Origin of the sequence: Paraburkholderia sp. EG287B (assembly GCF_040965595.1) — a bacterium.
Lineage (GTDB): Bacteria > Pseudomonadota > Gammaproteobacteria > Burkholderiales > Burkholderiaceae > Paraburkholderia.
The window spans coordinates 250,326-275,989 of the sequence record NZ_JBFRCG010000001.1 but is presented as its reverse complement, the minus strand read 5'-3'; the positions used below and the strand labels follow the sequence as shown (position 1 = coordinate 275,989).

At 65.1% G+C, this 25,664-nt stretch carries 24 protein-coding genes; 21 read left to right on the top strand and 3 right to left on the bottom strand.

Annotated elements, in window-relative coordinates; translation table 11 throughout:
• Positions 1–11 precede the first annotated feature (11 nt).
• The 13 genes from frr (at position 12) to AB4Y40_RS01170 (ending at position 13,505) form a co-directional block, all read left to right on the top strand.
• Entirely contained in the window at positions 12–572 is a 561-nt protein-coding gene (gene frr, locus AB4Y40_RS01230) for a ribosome recycling factor (RefSeq protein ID WP_368686133.1), read from the top strand.
• A 72-nt stretch (positions 573–644) separates the two neighbouring features.
• On the top strand, positions 645–1,421 hold the full coding sequence (locus AB4Y40_RS01225) for an isoprenyl transferase (protein ID WP_368686132.1): 777 nt from the start codon (positions 645–647) through the stop codon (positions 1,419–1,421).
• A complete protein-coding gene (locus tag AB4Y40_RS01220) occupies positions 1,415–2,224 on the top strand; it encodes a phosphatidate cytidylyltransferase (RefSeq protein ID WP_368686131.1) in 810 nt (269 codons plus the stop codon). The genes AB4Y40_RS01225 and AB4Y40_RS01220 overlap by 7 nt, the downstream gene beginning before the upstream one ends.
• Before the next feature lie 37 nt (positions 2,225–2,261).
• Complete coding sequence (locus tag AB4Y40_RS01215) at positions 2,262–3,443, top strand: 1-deoxy-D-xylulose-5-phosphate reductoisomerase (protein WP_368686130.1); 1,182 nt, start codon at positions 2,262–2,264, stop codon at positions 3,441–3,443.
• A gap of 109 nt (positions 3,444–3,552) precedes the next feature.
• Positions 3,553–4,941: an RIP metalloprotease RseP gene (gene rseP / locus AB4Y40_RS01210; protein ID WP_368686129.1), complete on the top strand. Its 1,389-nt coding sequence runs from the start codon at positions 3,553–3,555 to the stop codon at positions 4,939–4,941.
• A 68-nt stretch (positions 4,942–5,009) separates the two neighbouring features.
• Positions 5,010–7,316, top strand: coding sequence for an outer membrane protein assembly factor BamA (gene bamA / locus AB4Y40_RS01205; RefSeq protein ID WP_368686128.1), 2,307 nt, complete (start codon positions 5,010–5,012; stop codon positions 7,314–7,316).
• 71 nt (positions 7,317–7,387) lie between these two features.
• The gene (locus tag AB4Y40_RS01200) at positions 7,388–7,936 is read left to right on the top strand and encodes an OmpH family outer membrane protein (protein WP_368686341.1); all 549 of its coding nucleotides are present in this window, start codon (positions 7,388–7,390) and stop codon (positions 7,934–7,936) included.
• 37 nt (positions 7,937–7,973) lie between these two features.
• Positions 7,974–9,047, top strand: coding sequence for a UDP-3-O-(3-hydroxymyristoyl)glucosamine N-acyltransferase (lpxD, locus tag AB4Y40_RS01195; protein WP_368686127.1), 1,074 nt, complete (start codon positions 7,974–7,976; stop codon positions 9,045–9,047).
• Between the two features lie 282 nt (positions 9,048–9,329).
• Entirely contained in the window at positions 9,330–9,794 is a 465-nt protein-coding gene (gene fabZ / locus AB4Y40_RS01190) for a 3-hydroxyacyl-ACP dehydratase FabZ (RefSeq protein WP_028204052.1), read from the top strand.
• A gap of 78 nt (positions 9,795–9,872) precedes the next feature.
• Positions 9,873–10,661, top strand: a complete 789-nt coding sequence (gene lpxA, locus AB4Y40_RS01185) for an acyl-ACP--UDP-N-acetylglucosamine O-acyltransferase (RefSeq protein ID WP_342921362.1) — start codon at positions 9,873–9,875, stop codon at positions 10,659–10,661.
• A 3-nt stretch (positions 10,662–10,664) separates the two neighbouring features.
• Entirely contained in the window at positions 10,665–11,834 is a 1,170-nt protein-coding gene (gene lpxB / locus AB4Y40_RS01180; protein WP_368686126.1) for a lipid-A-disaccharide synthase, read from the top strand.
• Positions 11,831–12,619: a ribonuclease HII gene (rnhB, locus tag AB4Y40_RS01175; protein ID WP_368686125.1), complete on the top strand. Its 789-nt coding sequence runs from the start codon at positions 11,831–11,833 to the stop codon at positions 12,617–12,619. The genes lpxB and rnhB overlap by 4 nt, the downstream gene beginning before the upstream one ends.
• Before the next feature lie 100 nt (positions 12,620–12,719).
• Entirely contained in the window at positions 12,720–13,505 is a 786-nt protein-coding gene (locus AB4Y40_RS01170) for a TrmH family RNA methyltransferase (protein WP_368686124.1), read from the top strand.
• Between the two features lie 67 nt (positions 13,506–13,572).
• Here the strand turns inward: AB4Y40_RS01170 and AB4Y40_RS01165 are convergent, their stop codons facing one another.
• Entirely contained in the window at positions 13,573–14,388 is an 816-nt protein-coding gene (locus AB4Y40_RS01165; protein WP_368686123.1) for a pyruvate, water dikinase regulatory protein, read from the bottom strand.
• A gap of 401 nt (positions 14,389–14,789) precedes the next feature.
• On the opposite strand from AB4Y40_RS01165, the gene ppsA reads away from it, so the two are divergent.
• The 3 genes from ppsA (at position 14,790) to AB4Y40_RS01150 (ending at position 18,834) form a co-directional block, all read left to right on the top strand.
• Positions 14,790–17,189 carry a phosphoenolpyruvate synthase gene (gene ppsA / locus AB4Y40_RS01160; protein ID WP_368686122.1) on the top strand — a complete coding sequence of 800 codons (2,400 nt, stop codon included), beginning with the start codon at positions 14,790–14,792 and terminating at the stop codon, positions 17,187–17,189.
• 143 nt (positions 17,190–17,332) lie between these two features.
• Positions 17,333–17,818 (top strand): NfeD family protein, encoded by a 486-nt coding sequence (locus AB4Y40_RS01155; RefSeq protein WP_368686121.1) that lies wholly within the window; start codon positions 17,333–17,335, stop codon positions 17,816–17,818.
• Positions 17,819–17,874: 56 nt separating this feature from the next.
• A complete protein-coding gene (locus AB4Y40_RS01150; protein ID WP_069265629.1) occupies positions 17,875–18,834 on the top strand; it encodes an SPFH domain-containing protein in 960 nt (319 codons plus the stop codon).
• A gap of 78 nt (positions 18,835–18,912) precedes the next feature.
• Here AB4Y40_RS01150 and smpB read toward each other — a convergent pair whose 3' ends face one another.
• Positions 18,913–19,359, bottom strand: a complete 447-nt coding sequence (gene smpB / locus AB4Y40_RS01145) for an SsrA-binding protein SmpB (protein ID WP_069265630.1) — start codon at positions 19,357–19,359, stop codon at positions 18,913–18,915.
• Positions 19,360–19,461: 102 nt separating this feature from the next.
• Between smpB and AB4Y40_RS01140 the strand changes: the two genes are divergently transcribed.
• Both AB4Y40_RS01140 and AB4Y40_RS01135 read left to right on the top strand, forming a co-directional pair.
• A complete protein-coding gene (locus tag AB4Y40_RS01140) occupies positions 19,462–19,899 on the top strand; it encodes a type II toxin-antitoxin system RatA family toxin (RefSeq protein ID WP_042265786.1) in 438 nt (145 codons plus the stop codon).
• On the top strand, positions 19,896–20,228 hold the full coding sequence (locus AB4Y40_RS01135) for an RnfH family protein (RefSeq protein ID WP_368686120.1): 333 nt from the start codon (positions 19,896–19,898) through the stop codon (positions 20,226–20,228). Before AB4Y40_RS01140 ends, AB4Y40_RS01135 begins: the two co-directional genes overlap by 4 nt.
• A gap of 96 nt (positions 20,229–20,324) precedes the next feature.
• On the opposite strand, the gene AB4Y40_RS01130 is transcribed toward AB4Y40_RS01135, so the two are convergent.
• Positions 20,325–21,377, bottom strand: coding sequence for a DMT family transporter (locus AB4Y40_RS01130; protein ID WP_368686119.1), 1,053 nt, complete (start codon positions 21,375–21,377; stop codon positions 20,325–20,327).
• 269 nt (positions 21,378–21,646) lie between these two features.
• Here AB4Y40_RS01130 and guaB point away from each other — a divergent pair, with 269 nt between their 5' ends.
• The 3 genes from guaB (at position 21,647) to guaA (ending at position 25,590) form a co-directional block, all read left to right on the top strand.
• Positions 21,647–23,107: an IMP dehydrogenase gene (gene guaB / locus AB4Y40_RS01125; RefSeq protein ID WP_368686118.1), complete on the top strand. Its 1,461-nt coding sequence runs from the start codon at positions 21,647–21,649 to the stop codon at positions 23,105–23,107.
• A gap of 6 nt (positions 23,108–23,113) precedes the next feature.
• Positions 23,114–23,827 (top strand): hypothetical protein, encoded by a 714-nt coding sequence (locus AB4Y40_RS01120; RefSeq protein ID WP_368686117.1) that lies wholly within the window; start codon positions 23,114–23,116, stop codon positions 23,825–23,827.
• Between the two features lie 179 nt (positions 23,828–24,006).
• On the top strand, positions 24,007–25,590 hold the full coding sequence (gene guaA, locus AB4Y40_RS01115; RefSeq protein ID WP_133181242.1) for a glutamine-hydrolyzing GMP synthase: 1,584 nt from the start codon (positions 24,007–24,009) through the stop codon (positions 25,588–25,590).
• The last annotated feature ends 74 nt before the right edge of the window (positions 25,591–25,664 follow it).

Here is a 25,664-nt window from a genome sequence, read left to right as displayed (position 1 = left end):
GAGGTATCAAAATGGCTGTGGCTGACATCAAGAAGGGCGCCGAGCAGAAAATGCAGCGCTCGATCGACGCGTTCAAGAGCGATCTGGCGAAAATCCGCACGGGCCGCGCCCATACCGGCTTGCTCGACCACATCCAGGTCGACTACTACGGTTCGCCCGTGCCCATTTCGCAGGTCGCGAACCTCACGCTCGTCGACGCGCGCACGATCGGCGTGCAGGCGTGGGAAAAGAAGATGGTGCCGGTCATCGAAAAGGCGATCCGCGAGTCGGATCTCGGCCTGAACCCGGCCACGCACGGCGACCTGATCCGCGTGCCGATGCCCGCACTGACCGAAGAGCGCCGCAAGGAGCTCACGAAGGTCGTCAAGAACGAAGGTGAAACGGCGAAGGTCGCCGTGCGCAACCTGCGTCGCGACGCCAACGAGCAGCTCAAGAAGCTCGTGAAGGACAAGGAAATTTCCGAAGACGACGAGCGCCGTGGCAGCGACGAAGTCCAGAAGCTGACTGACCGCTTCGTGACCGAGATCGACAAGCTCGTGCAAACGAAGGAAGCCGAGATCATGACGGTCTGAGGCCTCAGGGCTTCCAGATTCGCCTGACTTCCGGCGGTTTCCCTTTTTTATCGCAGTTACAGTCCGACGGCCATGACCTATACCAGCTCAACCGTTCGCGTGCCCGACGTGGCGGCCGTACCGCGCCACATCGCGATCATCATGGACGGCAATGGCCGTTGGGCAACCCAGCGGCGCCTGCCGCGCGTCGCGGGCCATACGCGCGGCGTCGATGCCGTGCGTTCGGTCGTCGAATCGTGCGTGGAGCGCGGCGTCGAATACGTCACGCTCTTCGCCTTCAGTTCCGAGAACTGGCGCCGCCCGAGCGACGAAGTGTCGTTCCTCATGCGCCTGTTCGTCACCGCGCTCGAGCGCGAGGTGGCGCGCCTGCACGCGAACGGCATCCGCCTGCGCGTGGTCGGCGACCTGTCGATGTTCAACGAGCGCATCCAGGACCTGATTCGCCGCGCGGAAACCAAAACCGCGCGCAACACCCGTCTCACCCTCACGATCGCCGCAAACTACGGCGGCCGCTGGGATATCCTGCAGGCCACGCGCAAGCTGGTCGAGGAAGCGGCAGCCACGGGCCAGCCGGTTCCCGTCACCGAAGACACGCTGTCCCAGCATCTGGCCATGGCCTACGCGCCCGAACCGGACCTCTTCATCCGCACGGGCGGCGAGCAGCGCGTGAGCAACTTCCTGCTCTGGCAACTCGCCTACGCCGAGTTCTATTTCACCGACACGTTCTGGCCGGATTTCGACGCCGAAGCGCTCAGCCGCGCCATCGCGTCGTATGCCGAGCGCGAGCGCCGCTTCGGCCGCACGAGCGCGCAGGTCGTCGCCCAGAACGCCGATTCCCTTTCATGCTGAAGACCCGCGTCATTACGGCGCTCGTCCTGCTGGCAGTCTTCCTGCCGATCACGCTGTTCGCGCCCGTGGCGGCGTTCGGCGCGCTGATCGGCGTCGTAGTCGTGTTCGCCGCGTGGGAGTGGGCGCGCCTCCTGAAGGCGGGCGCGGCCGGCTCGATCGTCTACGCCGTGATCGCGGCGGCCGCCGTGGCGCTCAGCACGCGTCTGCCGGCGCCCCGGCCGCTCTTTCAGGCCGCGGGCGTGTTCTGGATCATCGCCGGTCCTTACGTGCTGCTGCGCAAGCCGGTGCTCGCCGCCGGCGCCTGGCGCGGCTTCCTGCTGGCCGCCGGTCTCGTCGTCTTCGCGGCCTGCTGGCACGCCCTCGTGGCCGCGCGCACGGCCGGTGTGGCGTTCGTTTTGTCCCTGTTGCTCGTGGTCTGGCTGGCCGATATCGGCGCATACTTTGCAGGTAAGGCATTCGGAAAGCATAAGCTTGCGCTTTCGATCAGCCCCGGCAAGACCTGGGAGGGCGCCGTGGGCGGCTGGGCCGCTGTGATGGTGGTGTCCGGCGCGGCAATCGCGCTGCACGCGTTCGAACCCACGCTGTATTCCGCGCTCGCCGCCCAGATCGGGCTCGGTCGTGCGCTTTTCGTACTTACGGTGCTGGTCGCGTTCAGCGTGATCGGCGATCTGTTCGAGTCGATGCTGAAGCGCCAGGCCGGCGTGAAGGATTCGAGCGGGCTCCTGCCGGGCCACGGCGGAGTCCTCGACCGCATCGACGCACTGCTGCCCGTGCTGCCGCTTGCCATGCTGCTGCTCGGCTAAAGGCGCCTGGCCAGGACGCCCGGTTAGAGATTTGAATATGCAAAAACGACTCACACTGCTCGGTTCCACGGGCTCGATCGGAGACAGCACGCTCGACGTCGTCGCGCGTCATCCGCAACGCTTCTCGGTCTATGCACTCACTGCGCATCGCAACGGCGAGAAGCTCGTCGAACAATGCCTGCGCTTCGCCCCCGAAGTGGCTGTGGTCGGCGACGCCGACACCGCCGCCCAGGTCGAGCGCAAGCTGCGCGCGGCCGGCTCGAAGACCGTCGTGACGTACGGGCCGCAGGCGCTCGTCGAAGTCTCGAAGAGCGATGGCTGCGACACGGTGGTCGCGGCTATTGTCGGCGCGGCGGGTCTCGCGCCCACGCTCGCGGCGGCGAAGGCCGGCAAGCAGATCCTGCTCGCCAACAAGGAAGCGCTCGTGATGTCCGGCGACATCTTCATCGATGCCGTGTGCGACAGCGGCGCCGTGCTACTGCCGCTCGACAGCGAGCACAACGCCGTGTTCCAATGCTTCCCGCGCGAAAACGCCGAGCGCGACGGCGTCACGAAGATCATCCTGACCGCCTCGGGCGGCCCGTTCCGCACCCGCGAGCCCTCGACGCTCGTGAACGTGACGCCCGACGAGGCCTGCAAGCACCCGAACTGGTCGATGGGCCGCAAGATCTCCGTCGATTCGGCCACGATGATGAACAAGGGCCTCGAAGTGATCGAGGCGCACTATCTGTTCGACCTGCCGGGCGAGCGCATCGACGTGCTGATCCACCCGCAGAGCGTGATCCACTCGATGGTTTCGTACGCCGACGGTTCGGTGCTCGCGCAACTAGGCAACCCCGACATGCGCACGCCGATTGCGCACGCGCTGGCGTACCCGGACCGCGTCGACTCCGGCGTCGCGCAGCTGGATCTCGCGCAGATCGCGACGCTCACGTTCGAGAAGCCCGACTACGCGCGCTTTCCGTGTCTCGCACTCGCGATGCAGGCATTGGCCGCCGGCGGCGTGGCGAGCGCGGCGCTCAACGCGGCGAACGAAGTGGCAGTCGAAGCATTTTTGAACCGGCGCATCGGCTTCATGGCCATCGCCCAGACGGTGGATGCCGTACTGAACGCACTCGAGAACCGCAACGCGTCGAGTCTCGAAGTCGTGCTCGAAGTCGACGCGGCGGCCCGCCGCGCGGCTCACACCATCATAGACAGCCTGCCGGTGCCGGCCTGACAGGTCAGCGAGGGGCTTGCGGAAGGGCCCAGGCGGCCCCTCAGGCACGCAAGCCTGACCTCGGGGCCGCTCCCGCACCGGTGCGCTGCTTCCAGCCCAGGAGGCGCTCATGAACCTGCTTACCGAACTGGTCGCATTCGTCGTGGCGATCGGCGTGCTGGTCGTCGTGCACGAATACGGGCACTACAGCGTCGCGCGCCTGTGCGGCGTGAAGGTCCTGCGTTTCTCGATCGGCTTTGGCCGGCCGCTCGTCCAGTGGGTCAGCAAGAAGAGCGGCACCGAGTGGACCATCGCGGCGCTGCCGCTCGGCGGCTACGTGAAGATGCTCGACGAGCGCGAGTCGCCCGACCAGATTCCCGCAAGCGATCTGCCGCACGCGTTCAACCGCCAGTCGGTCGGCAAGCGCATTGCAATCGTCGCGGCGGGCCCCATCGCCAACTTCGTGCTGGCCGTCGCACTCTTTTCGGTGGTCTACGCGAGCGGCGTGACCGAGCAGAAGGCCATCGTCGCGGCGCCGCCCGCGCAAACCGCGGCGGCTCGGGCCGGCTTCCAGGGCGGCGAAACGATTCTTTCGGTGAGCGATGCAAACGGCAGCCGCACCGAGCCCGTGCGTTCGTGGTCGGACCTGCGCTGGAAACTGCTCGCGACGGCGTTCGACCAGGGCCATGTCGTCCTTGCCGCGCGTGATGGCGAAGGCACCTACGATTTCCCGCTCGATCTCTCGCAATTGACCAGCAAGGATCTCGACGACGACTTCATGGCGAAGCTCGGGCTCGAGGCGGGCGGCAACACGCTCAAGGTGGCGGCCGTGGAAGCGGGTAGTGCGGCGCAACATGCCGGACTGCAGGCGGGCGATCAACTGCGCGCCGTCGACGGCCGTCCCGTGGACAGCGCAAGCACTTTCATCGCCTGGGTGAAGGCGCGTGCGGGCAAGCCCGTGCGGCTCACGGTCGCGCGCGGCGAGGCTGGCCAGAACGCGCAGCAGACGCTCACGCTCACGGTCACGCCGACACTGCAGCGCGACGCGCAGACGGGTGAGGAAGTGGGCCGAATCGGCGCGGCGCTCTCGGCGCAGGCGCCTTCCGTGGATGTGCGCTACGGGCCGCTCGAGAGCGTGCGGCTCGGTGCGCATCGCACGTGGGACATCGCCGTGTATTCGCTGCGGATGTTCGGCCGCATGATCACGGGCGAAGCCTCGCTGAAGAATCTGTCGGGCCCGGTGACGATCGCCGACTACGCCGGCAAGAGCGCGAGACTCGGTCCGTCAGCGTTCCTGTCGTTCCTCGCTCTCGTGAGCATCAGCCTCGGCGTATTGAATCTGCTCCCAATTCCGGTATTGGACGGGGGGCATCTGTTATATTATGCGGTTGAAGCCGTAACGGGCAAAGCCGTCTCGGACCGCTGGCAGCTCGTACTGCAGCGCGCGGGACTTGCCTGCATCGTCGCACTGTCGGCGATCGCGTTGTTCAACGATCTGGCTCGGTTAATCCATTTTTAAAGATGTCTGGCGGCGTCCGTGGGCGGGCCGCCTGACCTGATGCAGCTATACATAATTGGGGAAGCACGTTGTTTAGACCTCATCGCTTGGTTCCAAAAACGGTTGCGGCCGCGGCGATCGCCGCACATGGACTCGTTGCCCACGCAGCAACGACGCCTTTCGTGGTTCAGGACATCCGCATCGAAGGGCTGCAACGCGTCGAGCCGGGCACGGTGTTCGCCTACCTGCCGATCAAGCAGGGCGACACGTTCACCGACGACAAGGCGTCCGAGGCCATCCGCGCACTGTATGCGACGGGCTTCTTCAACGACGTGAAGATCGCCACCGAAGGCGGCGTAGTGGTGGTGCAGGTGCAGGAGCGCCCGGCCATCGGCACGATCGACTTCGCGGGCATCAAGGAATTCGACAAGGACAACCTCACGAAGGCGCTGCGCGCGGTCGGCCTCTCGCAAGGCCGCTACTACGACAAGGCGCTCGTCGACAAGGCCGAGCAGGAGCTCAAGCGCCAGTACCTCACGCGCGGCTTCTACGCCGCCGAGGTCACGACCACGGTCACGCCGATCGACCGCAATCGCGTCGGTCTGCTGTTTTCGGTGGTCGAAGGTCCGAGCGCGAAGATCCGCCAGATCAACTTCATCGGCAACAAGACGTACAGCAGCGGCACGCTCCTCTCGGAGATGCAGCTGTCCACGCCGAACTGGTTCTCGTGGTACACGAAGAACGACCTCTACTCGAAGGAAAAGCTCACGGGCGACCTCGAGAACGTGCGCTCGTACTACCTGAACCACGGCTACCTCGAGTTCAACATCGACTCGACGCAGGTCTCGATCTCGCCCGACAAGAAGGACATGTACCTCACCATCGGCATTCACGAAGGTGAGCCGTACAAGGTGTCGGGCATCCAGCTATCGGGCAACCTGCTCGACCGCGAGGCCGAGCTCAAGAAACTCATCAAGATCAAGCCGGGCGATACCTTTTCGGCCGAAAAGCTGCAGGCCACGACCAAGGCCATCGTCGACAAGCTCGGCGAGTACGGTTACGCGTTCGCGACCGTCAATGCGCTGCCGCAGATCGATCAGGCGAACCACACGGTCAACCTCACGCTGCAGGTCGATCCGAGCCGCCGCGTGTACGTGCGCCGCATCAACGTGGTGGGCAACACCCGCACCCGCGACGAAGTCGTGCGCCGCGAAATGCGCCAGCTCGAAAGCTCGTGGTTCGATTCGAACCGCCTCGCGCTGTCGAAGGACCGCATCAACCGTCTGGGCTACTTCACCGACGTCGACGTGACCACGGTGCCCGTGGAAGGCACGGCCGACCAGGTGGACGTCAACGTGAAGGTCGCCGAAAAGCCGACCGGCGCGATCACGCTGGGTGCGGGCTTCTCGTCCACGGACAAGGTGGTGCTGTCGGCGGGCGTGTCGCAGGACAACGTGTTCGGTTCGGGCACCTCGCTCTCGCTGAACGTGAACACCGCGAAGACGTACCGCACGCTGGCCCTCACACAGGTGGACCCGTACTTCACGGTGGACGGCATCAAGCGCATTACCGACGTCTACTACCGCACGTACCAGCCGCTGTACTACTCGACCGATTCGAGCTTCCGCATCATCACGATGGGCGGCGACCTCAAGTTCGGCATCCCGTTCTCGGAAGTCGACACGGTCTATTTCGGCGCCGGCTTCGAGCAGGACACGCTCGACATCGACTCGAACACGCCGCAGAGCTATATCGACTACGTGCACCAGTTTGGCCGCGTGTCGAACAACGTGCCGCTCACGGTGGGCTGGTCGCGCGACGCGCGTGACAGCGCGCTCGTGCCGAGCAAGGGCTACTTCACGCAGGCGAACGCCGAGTACGGCACGCCGGTTGGCGGTACGCAGTACTACAAGGCCGACATTCAGGCGCAGTACTACTACTCGTTCGCGCGCGGCTTCGTGCTGGGCCTGAACTTCCAGGGCGGCTACGGTAACGGCCTCGGCGGGAAGCCGTACCCGATCTTCAAGAACTACTACGCCGGTGGTATCGGTTCGGTGCGTGGCTACGAGCCGAGCTCGCTGGGTCCGCGCGACGCCAAGACGAACGACCCGATCGGCGGTTCGAAGATGATCGTAGGCAACGTCGAGTTGACCTTCCCGCTGCCGGGTACGGGCTACGACCGCACGCTGCGCGTCTTCACGTTTGTCGATGGTGGTAACGTCTGGGGCACGGAAGGCGACAGCATTGGCGCCAACGGCCTGCGTTACAGCTACGGTTTCGGTCTCGCGTGGATTTCGCCGATTGGCCCGCTCAAGCTGAGCCTGGGCTTCCCGGTGACCAAGCACACGGGCGACCAGTACCAGAAGTTCCAGTTCCAGATCGGGACGGCATTCTGACGTATGTTTTGCCCGGCGTTCGTTGCGCGCGCAGCGTACGACGCCGGAATCCAGGAAACGAGAGGATGACTTTGCTAACGGGTATGTTTTCCAGACGGTCGATCGGGGCGATTACCGTGTCGCTGGCGCTCCTCGGTTTTGGCATGGGCGTGGCGCAGGCGCAGGAAGCCAGGATCGCGGCGGTGAACTCCGATCGCATCCTGCGCGAATCCGCTCCCGCGAAGGCCGCGCAGACCAAGCTCGAAGCCGAGTTCGCCAAGCGCGACAAGGATCTGCAGGACATGGCGCAGCGCCTGAAGTCGATGTCCGATTCGCTCGACAAGAACGGCCCGTCGATGTCGCCGACCGATCGCGCGTCGAAGCAGCGCGACCTGTCCGCGCTCGACAGCGACTTCCAGCGCAAGCAGCGCGAATTCCGCGAAGACCTGAACCAGCGCCGCAATGAGGAACTGGCGGCGGTGCTCGACCGGGCGAACAAGGTGATCAAGCAGATCGCCGAGCAGCAGCATTACGACCTGATCGTGCAGGAAGCGGTGTACGTGAGCCCGCGCATCGACATCACCGACCAGGTGCTTAAGGCGCTCGCAGCGAATAGCGCTGGCGCTAGCAGCAGCAACTAAGGCAACGAAAAGCAACTAAGGCAGGAGCAGCACGCGCATGGCATTTACGCTTGAGGACATCGTCGGGCGGTTCGGCGGCGAAGTGGTGGGCGATGCGACGCAACGCGTCAGTTCGCTGGCGCCGCTCGACCAGGCCGGTCCGCAACAGCTCGCGTTCCTCGCCAATCCGAAGTATCTCGCGCAGGTCGGGACGACCCGCGCGGGCGCGGTGCTCATCAGCCCCGGCGACCTCGAGAAGCTCGCATCGCGCGAAGGACGCAACTTCATCGTCACACCGAATCCGTATGCTTACTTCGCGCGTGTCGCGCAGGCGTATATCGACCTCGCCGCGCCGAAGGCGCAGCCGGGCATCCACGCCAGCGCCCACGTCGACGCGAAGGCGCAGGTTGCCGCGAGCGCGGTGATCGGCCCGAACGTCACGGTCGAAGCGGGCGCCGTGATCGGGGAAAACGTACGGCTCGACGCGAACGTCTTCGTCGGCCGCGGCACCCAGGTGGACGAGGGCTCGCACCTGTATCCGGGCGTGACCGTCTACCACAGCTGCAAGCTCGGCCCGCGCGCCATCGTGCATGCCGGCGCCGTGATCGGCTCGGACGGCTTTGGTTTCGCCCCCGATTTCACGGGCGAAGGCGACGCGCGCACGGGTAGCTGGGTCAAGATTCCGCAGGTGGGCGGTGTGGCCATCGGGCCGGACGTCGAGATCGGCGCGAACACCACGATCGACCGTGGCGCGATGGCCGATACGATCATCGAAGAATGCGTGAAGATCGATAACCTCGTGCAGATCGGCCACAACTGCCGGATCGGCGCGTACACGGTCATCGCGGGCTGCGCCGGCATTGCGGGCAGCACGACGATCGGGCGTCATTGCATGATCGGCGGCGCAGTGGGCATCGCGGGGCACGTCACGCTGGGCGACTACGTGATCGTCACCGCGAAGTCGGGCGTCTCGAAGTCGTTGCCGAAGGCTGGCATCTACACGAGCGCTTTCCCGGCGGTCGATCACGCCGACTGGAACAAGAGCGCCGCGCTGTTGCGTAACATCGACAAGCTGCGCGACCGTATCAAGGCGCTCGAGGCGGCGGTAGCCCAGAAGCCGCAGGGCGAATAAGAAAGCAGTATCGAGGTAGCGGGCGGCGTGTCGCGGGAGCGGCGCGCCGCTTTGCGTAGCGGACGGCCAAAGCTGCTCGCCTGGGGGTTCCCCGCAGGGGGGCCTCCGCCCGGGGCTTCCCGCCCGGGGCTTCCCGCCCGGGGCTTCCCGCCCGGGGCAATACGCATGCACGGGAGCCCGGGCGTGGCGCATACTTCGCGTCAGCGCGGGCGAGTTTGGTCCGGCGCCTCGAATATCGAAATCGAAAGTCACACGCGCAATTCCTGCGTGAGCAGAACCACCATGAACATCGAAAAACTCAACTTCGACATCCACAAGATTCTCACGCTGCTGCCGCACCGCTATCCGTTCCTGATGGTGGACCGGGTCATCGAGCTGGAGCCGCACAAGAGCATCAAGGCGTTGAAGAACGTGACGGTCAACGAGCCCTTTTTCACGGGACACTTCCCGCAGCGTCCGGTCATGCCCGGCGTGATGATTCTCGAGGCGCTGGCGCAAACCGCCGCGCTGCTCACGTTCTCGGAGGAAGAGCAGGACTTCGAGAATACGCTGTACTACTTCGTGGGCATCGACGGCGCGCGCTTCAAGCGCGTAGTCGAGCCGGGCGACCAGCTCATCCTCAACGTGACGTTCGAGCGCTACATGCGCGGCATCTGGAAGTTCAAGGCGGTGGCCGAAGTCGAAGGCTCCGTGGCCTGCGAGGCGGAACTGATGTGCACCGTCAAGAAAATGGACGCGGCGCAATAAGCAGCGCCGCCGCATGCCGCAGCGCGCCTTGACCTCGAGGCGCCGGCGCACGGAAACAGAATCGGAGAGCGAGGACGAATGAGCAGGATCCATCCCACTGCGGTCGTCGAGTCGGGCGCGCAGATCGACGAATCGGTCGAAATCGGACCGTTCGCGGTCATCGGTGCGAACGTCACCATCGGTGCACGCACGAAGGTCGGTTCGCATAGCGTGCTGGAAGGCCACACGACGATTGGCGAAGACAACACGATCGGCCACTACGCGTCGATCGGCGGCCGTCCGCAGGACATGAAGTACAAGGGCGAGCCCACCAAGCTCGTAATCGGCAGCCGCAACACCATCCGCGAGTTCACGACGCTGCATACGGGCACGGTGCAGGACACCGGCGTCACGATCATCGGCGACGACAACTGGATCATGGCCTACGTGCACGTGGGCCACGACTGCCGTCTGGGCAACAACGTCATCATGTCGAGCAACGCGCAACTCGCGGGCCACGTGTTCGTCGAAGACCACGCGATCGTCGGCGGCATGACCGGCGTGCACCAGTTCGTGCGCATCGGCGCGCATTCGATGGTCGGCGGCGCCTCGGCGCTCGTGCAGGACGTGCCGCCGTTCGTGATCGCCGCCGGCAACAAGGCGGTGCCGCACGGCATCAACGTCGAAGGTCTGCGCCGTCGCGGCTTTTCGGCTGACGCGATTTCCGCGCTGCGCTCGGCGTATCGCACGCTCTACAAGAACGGGCTTTCGCTCGAAGAGGCGAAGGTGCAGCTCGCCGACCTCGCGCAGGCGGGCGGCGACGGCGACGTGCACGTGAAGGCGCTGCTCGACTTCGTCGAGCAGTCGCAACGCGGCATCATTCGCTGATCGATGGCGCTGCAAACGCGTCCGCTGCGCCTGGCAATGGTCGCCGGCGAGCCGTCCGGCGACCTGCTTGCGTCGTCGCTGCTTGCAGGTCTCAAAGCCCGCTTGCCCGACACTACGCAGTACTACGGAATTGGCGGCCCGCGCATGACGGCCGCCGGCTTCGACGCGCACTGGCCGATGGAAAAGCTCTCGGTGCGCGGCTACGTCGAGGCGCTGCGCCACATTCCCGAGATTCTGCGCATCCGCAACGAGCTCAAGCATCAGTTGCTGGCCGAACCGCCTGACGCCTTCATCGGCGTGGACGCGCCAGACTTCAACTTCGGCCTCGAGCACGCGCTGCGCGACGCGGGCATTCCGACGATCCACTTCGTCTGCCCGTCGATCTGGGCGTGGCGCGGCGGTCGTATCAAGAAGATCCAGAAGGCCGTGGATCACATGCTGTGCGTGTTCCCGTTCGAAACGGCGCTGCTCGAGAAGTCCGGGGTGGCGGCCTCGTACGTGGGCCATCCGCTCGCCGACGAGATTCCGCTCGAACCGGACATGCCCGGCGCGCGCCGCACGCTGGGCCTGCCGGAAAGCGGGCCGGTGATCGCGGTGCTGCCGGGCAGCCGCCGCTCGGAAATCAACCTGATCGGCCCGACCTTCTTCGACGCGATGCAGATCATGCAGCGGCGCGAGCCGGCGCTGCGTTTCGTGATGCCGGCGGCAACGCCGGCCATCCACGCGCAGCTGCAGGAACTCGCGAACGCGCATCAGGGTCTCGCGCTCACGATCATCGACGGCCAGTCGCAACTCGCCATGACGGCCGCCGACGCGATCCTCGTGAAGAGCGGCACGGTCACGCTCGAAGCGGCGCTGCTCAAGAAGCCGATGGTCATCTCCTACAAGGTGCCCTGGCTCACAGGGCAGATCATGCGCCGCCAGGCCTATCTGCCGTACGTGGGCCTGCCGAACATACTCGCGGGCCGCTTCGTCGTGCCGGAAATCCTGCAGCACTTCGCGACGCCGGAGGCGCTTGCCGACGCAACGCTCACGCAGTTGCAGGACGAGGCAAACCGGCGCACGCTGACCGAGGTGTTCACGCAGATGCATCTGACCCTGCGCCAGAACACCGCGGAGCGCGCGGCCGAGGTGGTCGCAAGCATCGTCGAAGGCCGAAAGGGGCGGGCATGAGCGAGGGCACGATCAAGCGCACGGCCAGGCGCACGACAGCGCAGGCGGAGAAAAAGCCGCCGTCGCAAGCGGCGCTCAAACTCGCCGCGCGTCGCAAGGCGGCGCGCCAGGCCGGACTGCTGTTCGAATCGCCGGACGACGTGATCTGCGGCGTGGACGAGGCCGGCCGCGGGCCGCTCGCCGGGCCCGTGGTCGCGGCGGCCGTGATTCTCGATCCGGCGCGGCCGATTCGCGGGCTCAACGATTCGAAGGTGCTGACGGCGCAGGTGCGTGAAACGCTCTACGAGCGCATCGTCGAACGCTCGCTCGCGTGGTGCGTCGCGTCGGCGAGCGTCGAGGAAATCGACACGCTCAACATCCTGCACGCGACGATGCTGGCGATGCGGCGTGCGGTCGAAGGCTTGAGCATCGTGCCAACGCTCGCGAAGATCGACGGCAATCGCTGCCCGGTGATGCCGGTGCGCAGCGAGGCCGTGATCGGCGGCGACGCGCTCGTGCCGAGTATTTCGGCGGCGTCGATCATCGCGAAGGTCACGCGCGACCGCATGCTGGTCGATCTGCACCAGTTCCATCCGTATTACGGCTTCGACGCCCATGCGGGCTACGGCACGCCGCAGCACCTCGAAGCGTTGCGCGTGCATGGTCCGTGCGAGCACCACCGGCGCTCGTTCGCGCCCGTGCGCGACGCGTATGTACTGCACGGCATCGTCCTGCCCGGTGCTTCGACGGTGGTCAGCGACGTCGCCGGCCTCGAAGCAGACGACGCCTTCGCGCCGCTGCCTTGAGCCGCTGACGGCGTCTCGCGCGAGCCTGCGCCGTTTCGCGTAGTGCCGGCGCCGCCGTTTTTCCATCTCCCGATCCTCATTTGACCCGCCAGAGCTGCCCGTGAAAGCCATTACCTCGCGCGACAATCCGCTCTACAAGCGCCTCAAGGCGCTCGCCGGCTCGACGCATCAGCAGCGGCGCAGCCATCAGGCCTTGCTCGAAGGCTTCCATCTCGCGAGCGCGTGGCTCGACGGCGGCACGCAACCCGAATACTGCGTGGTGACCGAAGGCGCGCTCGCGCATGAAGAAGCGCAGGCCATCGTCGCCCGCGTGGACGAGCGCCGTGTCATCACACTGCCCGATGCGCTCTTCGGGCAACTCTCGAACGTGGTGCACGGCGTGGGGCTGCTGCTGCTCGTCGATATGCCCGAGACGCAGTTGCCCGAGCGCATCGCATCGACCTGCCTCGTGCTCGACGGCTTGCAGGACGCCGGCAACGTCGGCTCGATCCTGCGCAGCGCGGCGGCGGCCGGCATCGACAAGGTGTTCTGCACGCCGGGTACGGCCTATGTGTGGTCGTCGAAGGTGCTGCGCTCGGCGATGGGCGCGCATTTCCTCTTGCAGGTGTTCGAGAACGTGGAGGCCGAAGCGCTCGTCGAGATGCTCGGCGTGCCGGTCGTCATCACCGATTCGCATGGCGCGCAGGCGATCGACGAGGCCGATCTCACGGGTCAGGTCGCGTGGGTGTTCGGCAACGAAGGCGCGGGCGTCTCGCAGGTATGGCGCGACGCGGCCGCGCTGCGCGTGACGATTCCGCAGCCGGGCGGCATGGAGTCGCTCAACGTCGCGGCGGCGGCGGCCGTATGCGTGTTCGAGCAATGCCGGCAGCAGCGCCACGCACGTTGACGCTCGCGCCGGCGAGCAATAAAAAAGCCCGCTCGGACGCAGGCTTTTTCGTTTCAGGCCGGGCGTTTCAATACGACGGCTTGTCGATGCGGATTTCTTGCAGGATCGTGGTGGCGATTTCCTCGATCGACTTGTGCGTCGACGAGAGCCACTTGATGCCTTCGCGCCGCATCATCGCCTCGGCTTCGTTGACCTCATAGCGGCAATTTTCCAGCGCGGCGTACTTGCTGCCCGGGCGCCGCTCGTTGCGGATCTCGGTGAGGCGCTGCGGGTCGATCGAGAGGCCGAAGATCTTCGTGCGATGCGAAAGCAACGCATTCGGCAGCTTGCCGCGCTCGAAATCGTCGGGGATGAGCGGGTAGTTCGCGGCCTTCACACCGTACTGCATCGCGAGATACAGGCTGGTCGGCGTCTTGCCGCTGCGCGAGACGCCCACGAGGATCACGTCGGCGTCGGCGAGATTGCGGTCCGACTGGCCGTCGTCGTGCGCGAGCGAGAAGTTGATCGCCTCGATACGGTTCTTGTATTCGTCGGTGTCGGCGTTCTGGTGGCCGCGGCCCATGGCGTGGCTCGACTTGAGCTCCAGCTCCTGCTCGAGCGGTTCCACGAAGGTCTGGAACATGTCCATCACGAGCGCATTCGCGCGCTTGACGATCTCGTTCGAGTTGCTGTCCACGAGGGTCGTGAACACGATCGGGCGGCGGCCGTCCTGCACGGCGGCTTCGTTGATCTTCTCGGCGGTCGAGTAGGCCTTTTCGGACGAATCGACGAAGGGCACGCGCACGAGGCGGAATTTCTGGTCGAACTGCGACAGGATCGAATGCGCGAAAGTTTCGGCAGTGATCCCGGTACCGTCGGAGACGATGAATACGGTAGGCGGCATCGGTTGAGGCTGGGTACGTGAGCTGCAGGGCCGCTCGGGACAGGCTTGGGCGCCCGGAAAGCCCCGTCCGGCGGGACCGAGGGGCAATTCTCGCCGACTGGCACAAATTCCAGAGTCGGCACGGTAGAATAGCGGCAACCTGTTGGATAAGCAATTGCAGTGCAACCGCGCCAAACAGCCGCCTATCGCGGTGCATTCTGGTGTCAATTTGCAGCGATTCCGTCTAACTCCATGGAATCGCACGCATCTCCGTGCTTTTCCATTGAATGGAAATTCGTTCGCGCCCCGTGAGCGATTGCTTCTCCAACAGGTTGCGCAAGACGCGAATCCGCTTCCAATGGGCGGACCGCGTTCGAGCCCACTTGCGCAATCGTGAATTTTTTTCACACTTAGGGGCTTGTATGACTAACACCGTTGCCAAGGATCAGGCGTATGTAGTGCCTTTCGAGCAGTTGCGGATGACCGATGTCGAGATCGTGGGCGGCAAGAACGCCTCGCTCGGCGAAATGATCAGCCAGTTGGCTGAAGCAGGCGTGCGGGTGCCCACGGGCTTCGCGACGACCGCGCTCGCCTTCCGCGACTTCCTGAAACATAACAACCTGACCGAACGGATCGCCGCTCGTCTGGAGACGTTCGACGTCGACGACGTGAAGGCGCTGGCCGAAGCTGGCAAGGAGATCCGTCAGTGGATCATCGACGCGCCGCTGCAGCCCAAACTCGAAGCGGACATCCGCGCCGGTTTCGAGACGCTGCAGAACGGTTCGCCGTCTGAGCTCTCGTTCGCCGTGCGTTCGTCGGCAACGGCGGAAGACCTGCCCGACGCATCGTTTGCCGGTCAACAGGAAAGCTACCTCAACGTGGTCGGCATCGAAGACGTGCTCGATCGCCTCAAGCACGTGTTCGCGTCGCTCTACAACGACCGCGCCATTTCCTATCGCGTCCACAAGGGCTTCACCCACGCCGAAGTCGCGCTGTCGGCTGGCGTGCAGCGCATGGTCCGCTCGGACCGCGGCGCCGCAGGCGTGATGTTCACGCTGGACACCGAATCGGGCTTCAAGGACGCCGTCTTCATCACGTCGAGCTACGGCCTCGGTGAGACGGTCGTGCAGGGCGCGGTGAATCCGGACGAGTTCTACGTCTTCAAGACCACGCTCGCGCAGGGCAAGGCGCCGATCATCCGCCGCTCGATCGGTTCGAAGCTCATCAAGATGGAATTCACGCAGCCGGGCGAGCCGGGCCGCGTGAAGACGGTCGACGTCTCGCACGAACAGCGCAACCGCTTCTCGATCACCGACGAAGACGTGATCGAGCTGGCCAAGTACGCCGTCATCATCGAGAAGCACTACCAGCGTCCGATGGACATCGAGTGGGGCAAGGACGGCCTCGACGGCAAGATCTTCATTCTCCAGGCGCGTCCGGAGACCGTGAAGAGCCAGGCCGCCGGCAAGGTCGAGCAGCGCTTCAAGCTCAAGGGCCAGTCGCAGGTGCTCGCAACGGGCCGCGCGATCGGCCAGAAGATCGGCGCGGGCCGAGTGAAGGTGATTCACGACCCGTCCGAAATGGAACGCGTGCAGCCGGGCGACGTGCTCGTCGCCGACATGACCGACCCGAACTGGGAGCCGGTGATGAAGCGCGCTTCGGCGATCGTCACGAACCGTGGCGGCCGTACCTGCCACGCCGCGATCATCGCGCGTGAGCTGGGCGTGCCGGCCGTGGTGGGCTGTGGCGACGCGACCGACGTGCTGAAGGACGGCGCGCTCGTGACGGTTTCGTGCGCGGAAGGCGACGAAGGCCGCATCTACGACGGGCTGCTCGAAACCGAAGTCAGCGAAGTGCAGCGTGGCGATCTGCCGGCCATTCCGGTCAAGATCATGATGAACGTCGGCAACCCGCAGCTCGCGTTCGACTTCTCGCAACTGCCGAATGCGGGTGTTGGCCTCGCGCGTCTCGAGTTCATCATCAACAACAACATCGGCGTGCACCCGAAGGCGATTCTCGAGTACCCGAATGTCGACGCGGACCTGAAGAAGGCCGTGGAAAGCGTGGCACGCGGCCACGCCTCGCCGCGCGCGTTCTACGTCGACAAGCTCACGGAAGGCATCGCCACGATCGCGGCGGCGTTCTATCCGAAGCCTGTGATCGTGCGTCTGTCGGACTTCAAGTCGAACGAGTACAAGAAGCTGATCGGCGGTTCGCGCTACGAGCCGGACGAAGAAAACCCGATGCTGGGTTTCCGCGGCGCGTCGCGTTACATCGCCGAAGACTTCGCGCAGGCGTTCGAAATGGAGTGCCTGGCGCTCAAGCGCGTGCGTGAAGAAATGGGGCTCTCGAACGTCGAGATCATGGTGCCGTTCGTGCGCACGCTCAAGCAGGCGGAGCGCGTCGTCGGCCTGCTCGAGAAGTTCGGCCTCAAGCGCGGCGTGAACGACCTCAAGCTGATCATGATGTGCGAAGTGCCGTCGAACGCGATCCTCGCCGAAGAGTTCCTGCAGTACTTCGACGGCTTCTCGATCGGCTCGAACGACCTTACGCAGCTCACGCTCGGCCTCGACCGGGACTCGGGCATGGAACTGCTGGCCGTCGACTTCGACGAGCGCGATCCGGCCGTGAAGTTCATGCTCAAGCGCGCGATCGAAACCTGCCGCCGTCTGAACAAGTACGTCGGCATCTGCGGTCAGGGCCCGTCCGACCATCCGGACTTCGCCCAGTGGCTCGCGGAAGAGGGCATCGCTTCGATCTCGCTGAACCCGGACTCGGTTGTCGAGACGTGGCAGCAGCTGGCGAAGTCGCAGTCGAAGTAAACGCGGTGCCGGGGGATTCAATCCTCGGCGCATACGGAGCTTGATGCAGCTTCCCGTGCGTCGTTGCACGCTGCGGAAAAAAGTGTCAGCTTCGTGCTATAACACCCCGGTCTATCCGGGGTGTTTTACTTTGGGAGGTCGTCGTGGGTCCGCATGGTTTGTTCTGGTGGATTGCCGCTGGCGTGCTCATCGTCGCCGAGCTGATGACCGGCACCTTCTACTTGTTGATGATCGCGCTCGGCTTTCTCGCCGGCGCGCTCAGCTATGAGCTTGGCTGGCCGCTCGACGTGCAGCTGCTCGTCGCGGCGGCGGTCGGCCTCGCGGCCGTGGTCACGCTGCGGCGCTCGCGTTTTGGCCGCCGCCGGCGCAAGACCGACGCCTCGACCGATCCGGGCGTGAACCTCGATATTGGCGCGACGCTTGTCGTCGCCGCATGGCGCGACGGCCGCGCGCGCACGATGTATCGCGGCGCCGAATGGGACGTCGAACTCGCGCCCGGCGAGCCCGAAGACGCGCCGCTCTATGAAATCAAGGCGGTGCGCGGCAGCTGCCTCGTCGTGGCGGCGAAGCGCGAGCGGCGCGAAGCCAATGCGCCCGGCGCCGCTCGCGACGACGCGCGCCAAGCGTGAAGGACCGAATCCAGAATCACACCAATACACCACACAGAAGCGAACGGAGGTCTCGTATGCAAGTCCCAGTCGTCGGCCTGATTCTGCTCGTGATCGTCGTCGTGCTGATCGCGCAGACCATCAAGATCGTGCCGCAACAGCATGCCTGGGTGCTCGAACGGCTTGGGCGGTACCACGCCACGCTTACGCCGGGGCTGACGATCGTGTTGCCGTTCGTGGATCGCGTGGCCTACAAGCACGTGCTCAAGGAGATTCCGCTCGACGTGCCAAGCCAGGTCTGCATCACGCGCGACAACACGCAGCTTCAGGTCGATGGCGTGCTGTACTTCCAGGTGACCGATCCGATGAAGGCGTCGTACGGCTCGAGCAATTTCGTGTTCGCGATTACGCAGCTTTCGCAGACCACGCTGCGCTCGGTGATCGGCAAGCTCGAACTCGACAAGACCTTCGAGGAACGCGACTTCATCAACCATAGCGTCGTGTCGGCGCTCGATGAAGCCGCGTCGAACTGGGGCGTGAAGGTGCTGCGCTACGAAATCAAGGATCTCACGCCGCCGAAGGAAATCCTCCACGCCATGCAGGCGCAGATCACCGCCGAGCGGGAAAAGCGCGCGCTCATCGCGGCCTCGGAAGGGCGCAAGCAGGAACAGATCAACCTGGCAGCCGGCGCGCGCGAGGCGGCGATCCAGAAGTCGGAAGGCGAGCGTCAGGCGGCGATCAACCAGGCGCAGGGTCAGGCGGCCGCCATTCTCGCAGTGGCCGAGGCCAACGCGCAGGCCATCCAGAAGATAGGCAATTCGATCCAGGCGCAGGGCGGGATGGACGCCGTCAACCTCAAGGTGGCCGAACAGTACGTGAATGCTTTCGCCAATCTGGCGAAGCAGGGCAATACGCTGATCGTGCCGGGCAACATGGGCGACTTAAGCTCGATGATCGCATCAGCGCTGACGATCGTGAACCGGGCAGGCCTGCGCGAGGGGCAGATCAGCGGGGCCGGGGCGGCGAAGGGCGCATGAGCGCTCAGGCCGCTGCAAATGACAACGGGCCGCATGAGCGGCCCGTTGTCCATCTGAACGCTTGCTGCTGCGGAAGAATCAGGTGGGCGAGCGCATCAGGCGCGCCTTCTCGCGCTCCCAGTCGCGCTTCTTCTCGGTTTCGCGCTTGTCATGCAGCTTCTTGCCCTTGGCGAGGCCGATTTCGCACTTCACGCGGCCGCCCTTGTAGTGAAAGTTCAGCGGCACGAGCGTGAAGCCGCGCTGCTCGACCTTGCCGATCAGCTTGTCGATTTCCTCGCGATGGAGCAACAGCTTGCGGGTGCGCGTGGGGTCCGGCTGGATGTGCGTCGAGGCCTCGGGCAGCGGGCTGATGTGCGTGCCGATCAGGTAGAGTTCGCCGTCCTTGATCACGACGTAGCTTTCCTTGATGTTGGCTCGCCCGGCGCGCATGGCCTTGACTTCCCATCCTTCCAGCACGAGCCCGGCCTCGTGGCGTTCTTCGATGAAGTAATCGAAGAACGCTTTTCTGTTGTCGATGATGCTCATAGGAAAATGGGATTGGCCCAACTCGTTTAAAATTACGATTTTAGCAAAGCGGGCTTCCGAAAGCCCGTGGCGCTTTCACCCTAGCCACGCATTGCGCAATTTATGGCGGATGTCCAGAAAACCGTGTTGATTCGCCATTCGGCGGAACAAATGTTCGACCTCGTCACCGACGTCGCCGACTACCCCAACTTCCTGCCGTGGTGCGGCGGCGTCGAGATTCGCCGTCAGGACGAGAGCGGCATGGAGGCGAAGATCGACATCAACTTCAAGGGCATCAAGCAACACTTCGCCACGCGCAACTCGCAAAAGCGGCCCGAGCGTATCGACATGGAGTTCGCCGATGGCCCGTTCCGCAAGTTCACGGGCTACTGGCGTTTCACGCCGCTGCGCGCCGACGCCTGCAAGATCGAGTTTGCGCTGCATTACGAGTTTTCAAACATCATTCTCGAAAAGCTCATCGGGCCGGTGTTCCATCACATCGCGAACACCTTCGTCGACTCCTTCGTGAAGCGCGCCGACCAGCGCTACGGCAAGCCATGAGCGCGAATCTCTCCATCGACGTCTGCTATGCACTGCCGGATACGCAGACGCTCATCAGCATCGAGCTGCCCGCGGGCGCGACTGTCCAGCAGGCCATCGACGCGAGCGGCATTCTCGCGCGCCACCCCGAGATCGATCTGGCGAAGCTCAAGGTGGGCGTGTACGGCAAGCTCAAGCCGCTCGACACCGTGCTCGCCGACCACGACCGCGTGGAGATCTACCGGCCGCTGATCGTCGACCCGAAGATGGCGCGCCAGCGCCGCGTCGACAAGACCCGCAAGGAAGGCTCGATCGAAGGGCGCAAGTGGCTGCCCAAGGATTCGCGGTAAGCGTCGAGCCAGGTTGCCAAGGATTTGCCGCACCAATGCAATGGGCGGGACAGCTTGCGCTGTCTCGCCCATTCGGTTTTTTGCGGCCCGGCGCGCTCAGGCGGTGGTCGTGCGGCCGGCTCGCTTGGCGTCGACGTCGGGTTGCGCGAGGCGGGTTTCGTTGCCGATGCCTGGCAGATCGCCGTCCGGCACGATGCCGTCGCCGTGCGCGGTGTCTTCCGGACCGCCGGAATGCTGGCGCACCGACCAGCTCACGCCCGCCACCAGCAGCACGATCGCCGCGATTTCCAGCCCGCGCGGCAGCCGGTGATCGTAGATAAACCCGTAGAGCAGGGCGAACAGCGTCTCGAACACGATCATCTGGCCAGACAGCGTGAGCGGCAAGCGCTTGGCGGCGGCGTTCCAGAGGCCGTTGCCGAGCCACGAGGCGCCGATCGCGAGCACCAGATTCAACTGCCAGAACGTGGTCCAGCGGCCGACGGCCACGGTGTCCTGCACCCAGTGCGACGGCACGACGAGAATGCCGAGCCAGAGCAGGCCGCCGAGCGCGCCCGTGACCACGCCCCAGAGCACCGACCATTCGTTGCCGCTGAAGTGCGCATTGCGCTGCAGATAGCGAGCGTTCTCGACCGCGAACCAGGTCCAGCACACGAGCGCGCCGACGGCGCAACCAATGCCCGCAATGCGCGTGAGGACGCTCGCGCCGCCTGCCTCGCTGGCTGCGCTGAACACGTCCACGTTGATGCAGACGATGCCGGCCGCGATCATCGCAAGCGGCCAGACCAGACGTGAAAGGGGCACGGCGCCATGGTCGCGGCGGCCAAGCAGCGTGACCGTGACGGGCAGCACGCCGACGATCAGCGAGGCAGGCGCGATGCCCACCAGATGGATGGCGCTCGCGAGAAACAGGTAATAGAGCACGTTGCCCACCAGCGCGAGCTTCACGAGCGCGACGAGATCGGCACGAGTCATGCGCGGCCAGACGCGGCGCAGCATGGGCAAAAGCGCGGCGAGCGAGACGAGTCCATACATCGCGTAGCGGCCCGCGCTCAGGAGCAGTGGCGAGAACTCCGCCAGTTGCCGGGGCACGACGAACACCGTTCCCCACAATGCGCCGGCGAGCACGCCGTACAACACACCACGCTGCATTTGTAATGCCTCCAGAAACTTCGGGTGGCCCAGGCGGGCCGTATTAACAGGACGGCCCGAAGCATAACTGGAGGCGTGCGCACCCGTCTTGTTCAATCCTGCATCGGCCGGCCGATATTCGGGTCGGAGGCGCGGCTCGCCCGCACGGTTCGCACCGGCAGGGCCGGAGCGTGGAAATAATCCCGAAAACGGCGCTAAGCTACTGTTAGCGCTGATGATTTCCAGGGCGCTATCGCGTATAATCTGCTTTTGCGCCTATAGGATTTGCCATGCGTCTGATCCAGAAAGCACTCACGTTCGATGACGTGCTCCTCGTCCCCGCCTTTTCCGACGTTCTCCCGCGCGACACCAGCCTGAAGACCCGGCTGACCCGCAATATCTCCCTGAACATTCCGCTCGTGTCGGCCGCTATGGATACCGTCACGGAAGGCCGTCTGGCAATCGCCATGGCGCAGCAGGGGGGTGTCGGAATCGTTCACAAGAACCTCACGCCGGCCGAGCAGGCGCGCGAGGTCGCGAAGGTGAAGCGCTTCGAGTCGGGCGTCGTGCGCGATCCGATCACGGTTCCGCCGCAAATGAAGGTCGCCGACGTCATCGCGCTCTCGCAGCAGCATGGCATTTCGGGCTTCCCGGTCGTCGAAGGCGCACAACTGGTCGGCATCGTCACGAACCGCGACCTGCGTTTCGAAACGCGTCTGGATGAGCCGGTGCGCTCGATCATGACGCCGCGCGAACGCCTCGTCACCGTCAAGGAAGGCACGCCGCTCGTCGAAGCCAAGGCGCTCATGCACAGCCACCGCCTCGAGCGCGTGCTGGTCGTGAACGACTCGTTCGAGCTGCGCGGCCTCATGACCGTCAAGGACATCACCAAGCAGACCGAGCACCCGGCCGCCTGTAAGGACGAGCACGGCAAGCTGCGCGCGGGCGCGGCGGTCGGCGTCGGTCCGGACAACGAAGAGCGCGTCGAGCTGCTGGTGCAAGCCGGCGTGGACGTGATCGTCGTGGATACGGCGCACGGCCACAGCAAGGGCGTGCTCGAGCGCGTTCGCTGGGTCAAGAAGAACTTCCCGCACGTCGAAGTGATCGGCGGCAACATCGCCACGGCCGACGCGGCGCGCGCGCTCGTCGAATACGGCGCGGACGGCGTGAAGGTCGGTATCGGCCCGGGCTCGATCTGCACGACGCGTATCGTGGCCGGCGTGGGCGTGCCGCAGATCAGCGCGATCTCCAACGTCTCGGAAGCGCTCAAGGGCACGGGCGTGCCGTGCATCGCCGACGGCGGCGTGCGCTACTCGGGCGACGTTTCGAAGGCGCTGGCCGCCGGCGCGAACGCCGTGATGATGGGCAGCATGTTCGCGGGCACCGAAGAGTCGCCGGGCGACGTGTTCCTGTACCAGGGCCGCCAGTACAAGTCGTATCGCGGCATGGGCTCGGTCGGCGCGATGAAGGACGGCGCCGCGGACCGCTACTTCCAGGACAACTCGGCGAACATCGACAAGCTCGTGCCGGAAGGCATCGAAGGCCGTGTCGCCTACAAGGGTCCCATCAACGCGATCCTGTTCCAGCTGATCGGCGGCGTGCGCGCCTCGATGGGCTACTGCGGCTGCCGTACGATCGAAGACCTGCATGCGAAGGCGGAGTTCGTGCAGATTACCGGCGCCGGCCTGCACGAGTCGCACGTGCACGACGTGCAGATCACGAAGGAAGCGCCCAACTATCACGTGGACTAAGCCCCGATGAAGCCGCTGCTACGCGTGCTGCTGATTGTCGATGCGTTGACGTTGCTGGGGTTCGGCGTGCTGTTCGTTCTCACGCCCTGGACCCTCGTCTACAACGCGTTGCAACTGGTGCAAACGCAGCCGGCGCTCGTTGGGCAGGCGTTCGGCGTGGTGCTGCTGGGTTTCGCGTGGCTTGCGCTGCGCGCGGCCTTCCACGGGGAGATGACACTGCCTGTGGGCCGCACCGTGGGGCACGTCAACTGGATTGCCGGCGTGCTGATGCTGGTCTGGCTGATCGGGCTGCGTTCGCCGCAGCTCACGGGTTTTGGCCAGTTGGTGGCGGGTGCGGTTGGGGTGTGGCTGATCGTCCTCGGCTTGGGCGGCGTCCGGCTCGCGGGCGCGGTGCGCAAGCGCCAGAAAGGGCAGGCGAGCGGCAGTTCCGCGCAGCAGCGCAAGGCGGAGAAGGCGCAGCCCGAACGTCGCGAAGAGCCGGTGTCGTACGCGAAGCCGGGCTTTCTGCGAACGATGGCGTGGGGCGGTGCGCAAGCGGCAAAGCGGCCGGCAGCGCCGGTCGAACCCGTTGTGCAGGTCCCGACCGTGACGCCCGCAGCGGTTCCGCCGGTTACGCCCCGTCCAGCGCCGGTTACGCCGCCGCCCGCCAGTCCGGCGCAGGCTCGCGAGACGGCTCGCGACGAAGCGGCCGACGCACCGAGGCCGCCGCTGCGTGGCTGAGGCCGCGCGCAAACCCGGCCTCCCAAACAGCAGACGCAGTGCGCCCGAAGCACACCCGAACTTGCGCCACCCGGTGCCGCCGTAGCACGGCGCTCCGGTCCTGATGAATTCACGCTGCGCGCGTTTGAACTGTCGCGCGGCTTTCCGTATCCGTTCTTTTTTAGGTCTCGTCCGCAGCCATGCACGACAAAATCCTGATCCTCGACTTCGGCTCGCAAGTCACCCAGCTCATCGCGCGCCGCGTGCGCGAAGCCCACGTTTATTCGGAAATCCATCCGTACGATGTGGACGACGCGTTCGTGCGCGAATTCGCGCCGAAGGGCATCATCCTCTCCGGCGGCCCGAACTCGGTCACCGACACCGACACGCCGCGCGCGCCGCAAGCCGTGTTCGAACTGGGCGTGCCGGTTCTCGGCATTTGCTACGGCATGCAGACGATGGCCGAGCAGCTCGGCGGCAAGGTGGACGGCGGCCACCTGCGCGAATTCGGCTACGCCGAAGTGCGCGCGCGCAACCACACGAGCTTCCTCGAAGGCATCGAGGACTTCCGCACGAGCGAAGGCCACGGCATGCTCAAGGTGTGGATGAGCCACGGCGACAAGGTCACGGAGATGCCGGCGGGCTTCCAGCTGATGGCATCGACGGAATCGTGCCCGATCGCGGCCATGGCCGACGAAGCGCGCCACTTCTACGGCCTGCAATGGCACCCGGAAGTCACGCACACGGTGCAGGGCCGCGCGATGCTCGAGCGCTTCGTGCTTGGCATCTGCGGCGCGAAGGCCGACTGGGAGATGGGCCACTACATCGACGAAGCCGTCGAGACGATCCGCAAGCAGGTGGGCAACGAGCACGTGATTCTCGGCCTCTCGGGCGGCGTGGATTCGTCGGTGGCGGCGGCGCTGCTGCATCGTGCGATCGGCGACCAGCTGACCTGCGTGTTCGTCGATCACGGCCTGCTGCGTCTGAACGAAGCCGAGCAGGTGATGTCGATGTTCGCAGACAACCTCGGCGTGAAGGTGATCCATGTCGACGCGAGCGAAGCGTTCATGTCGAAGCTCGCGGGCGTGACCGATCCGGAAGCGAAGCGCAAGATCATCGGCGCGGAGTTCGTCGAAGTGTTCCAGACCGAAGCGGGCAAGCTCACCGACGCCAAATGGCTCGCGCAGGGCACGATCTATCCGGACGTCATCGAGTCGGCCGGCAAGGGCAAGAAGGCCGCGCACACGATCAAGAGCCACCACAACGTGGGCGGCCTGCCGGAGACGCTCAACCTCAAGCTGCTCGAACCGCTGCGCGAACTCTTCAAGGACGAAGTGCGCGAACTGGGCGTGAAGCTCGGCCTGCCGCATGAAATGGTCTATCGCCATCCGTTCCCGGGCCCGGGCCTCGGCGTGCGCATTCTCGGCGAAGTGAAGCGCGATTTCGCGGATCTGCTGCGCCGTGCCGATGCGATCTTCATCGAGACGCTGCGCAACACGATCGACAAGGAAACCGGCAAGTCGTGGTACGAGCTCACGAGCCAGGCGTTCGCCGTGTTCCTGCCGGTGAAGAGCGTGGGCGTGATGGGCGACGGCCGCACCTACGAGTATGTCGTTGCGCTGCGCGCGGTGCAGACGCTCGACTTCATGACGGCGCACTGGGCGCACCTGCCGCACGAACTGCTGGGCCACGTGTCGAACCGCATCATCAATGAAGTGCGCGGCATCAACCGTGTGGTGTACGACATCTCGGGCAAGCCGCCCGCGACGATCGAATGGGAATGATGCTTTCCCGCTAGCCTGCTGGCGATGCAAAAAACCCGCGTTCGGCACGTTGTGCCGGCGCGGGTTTTTTACTT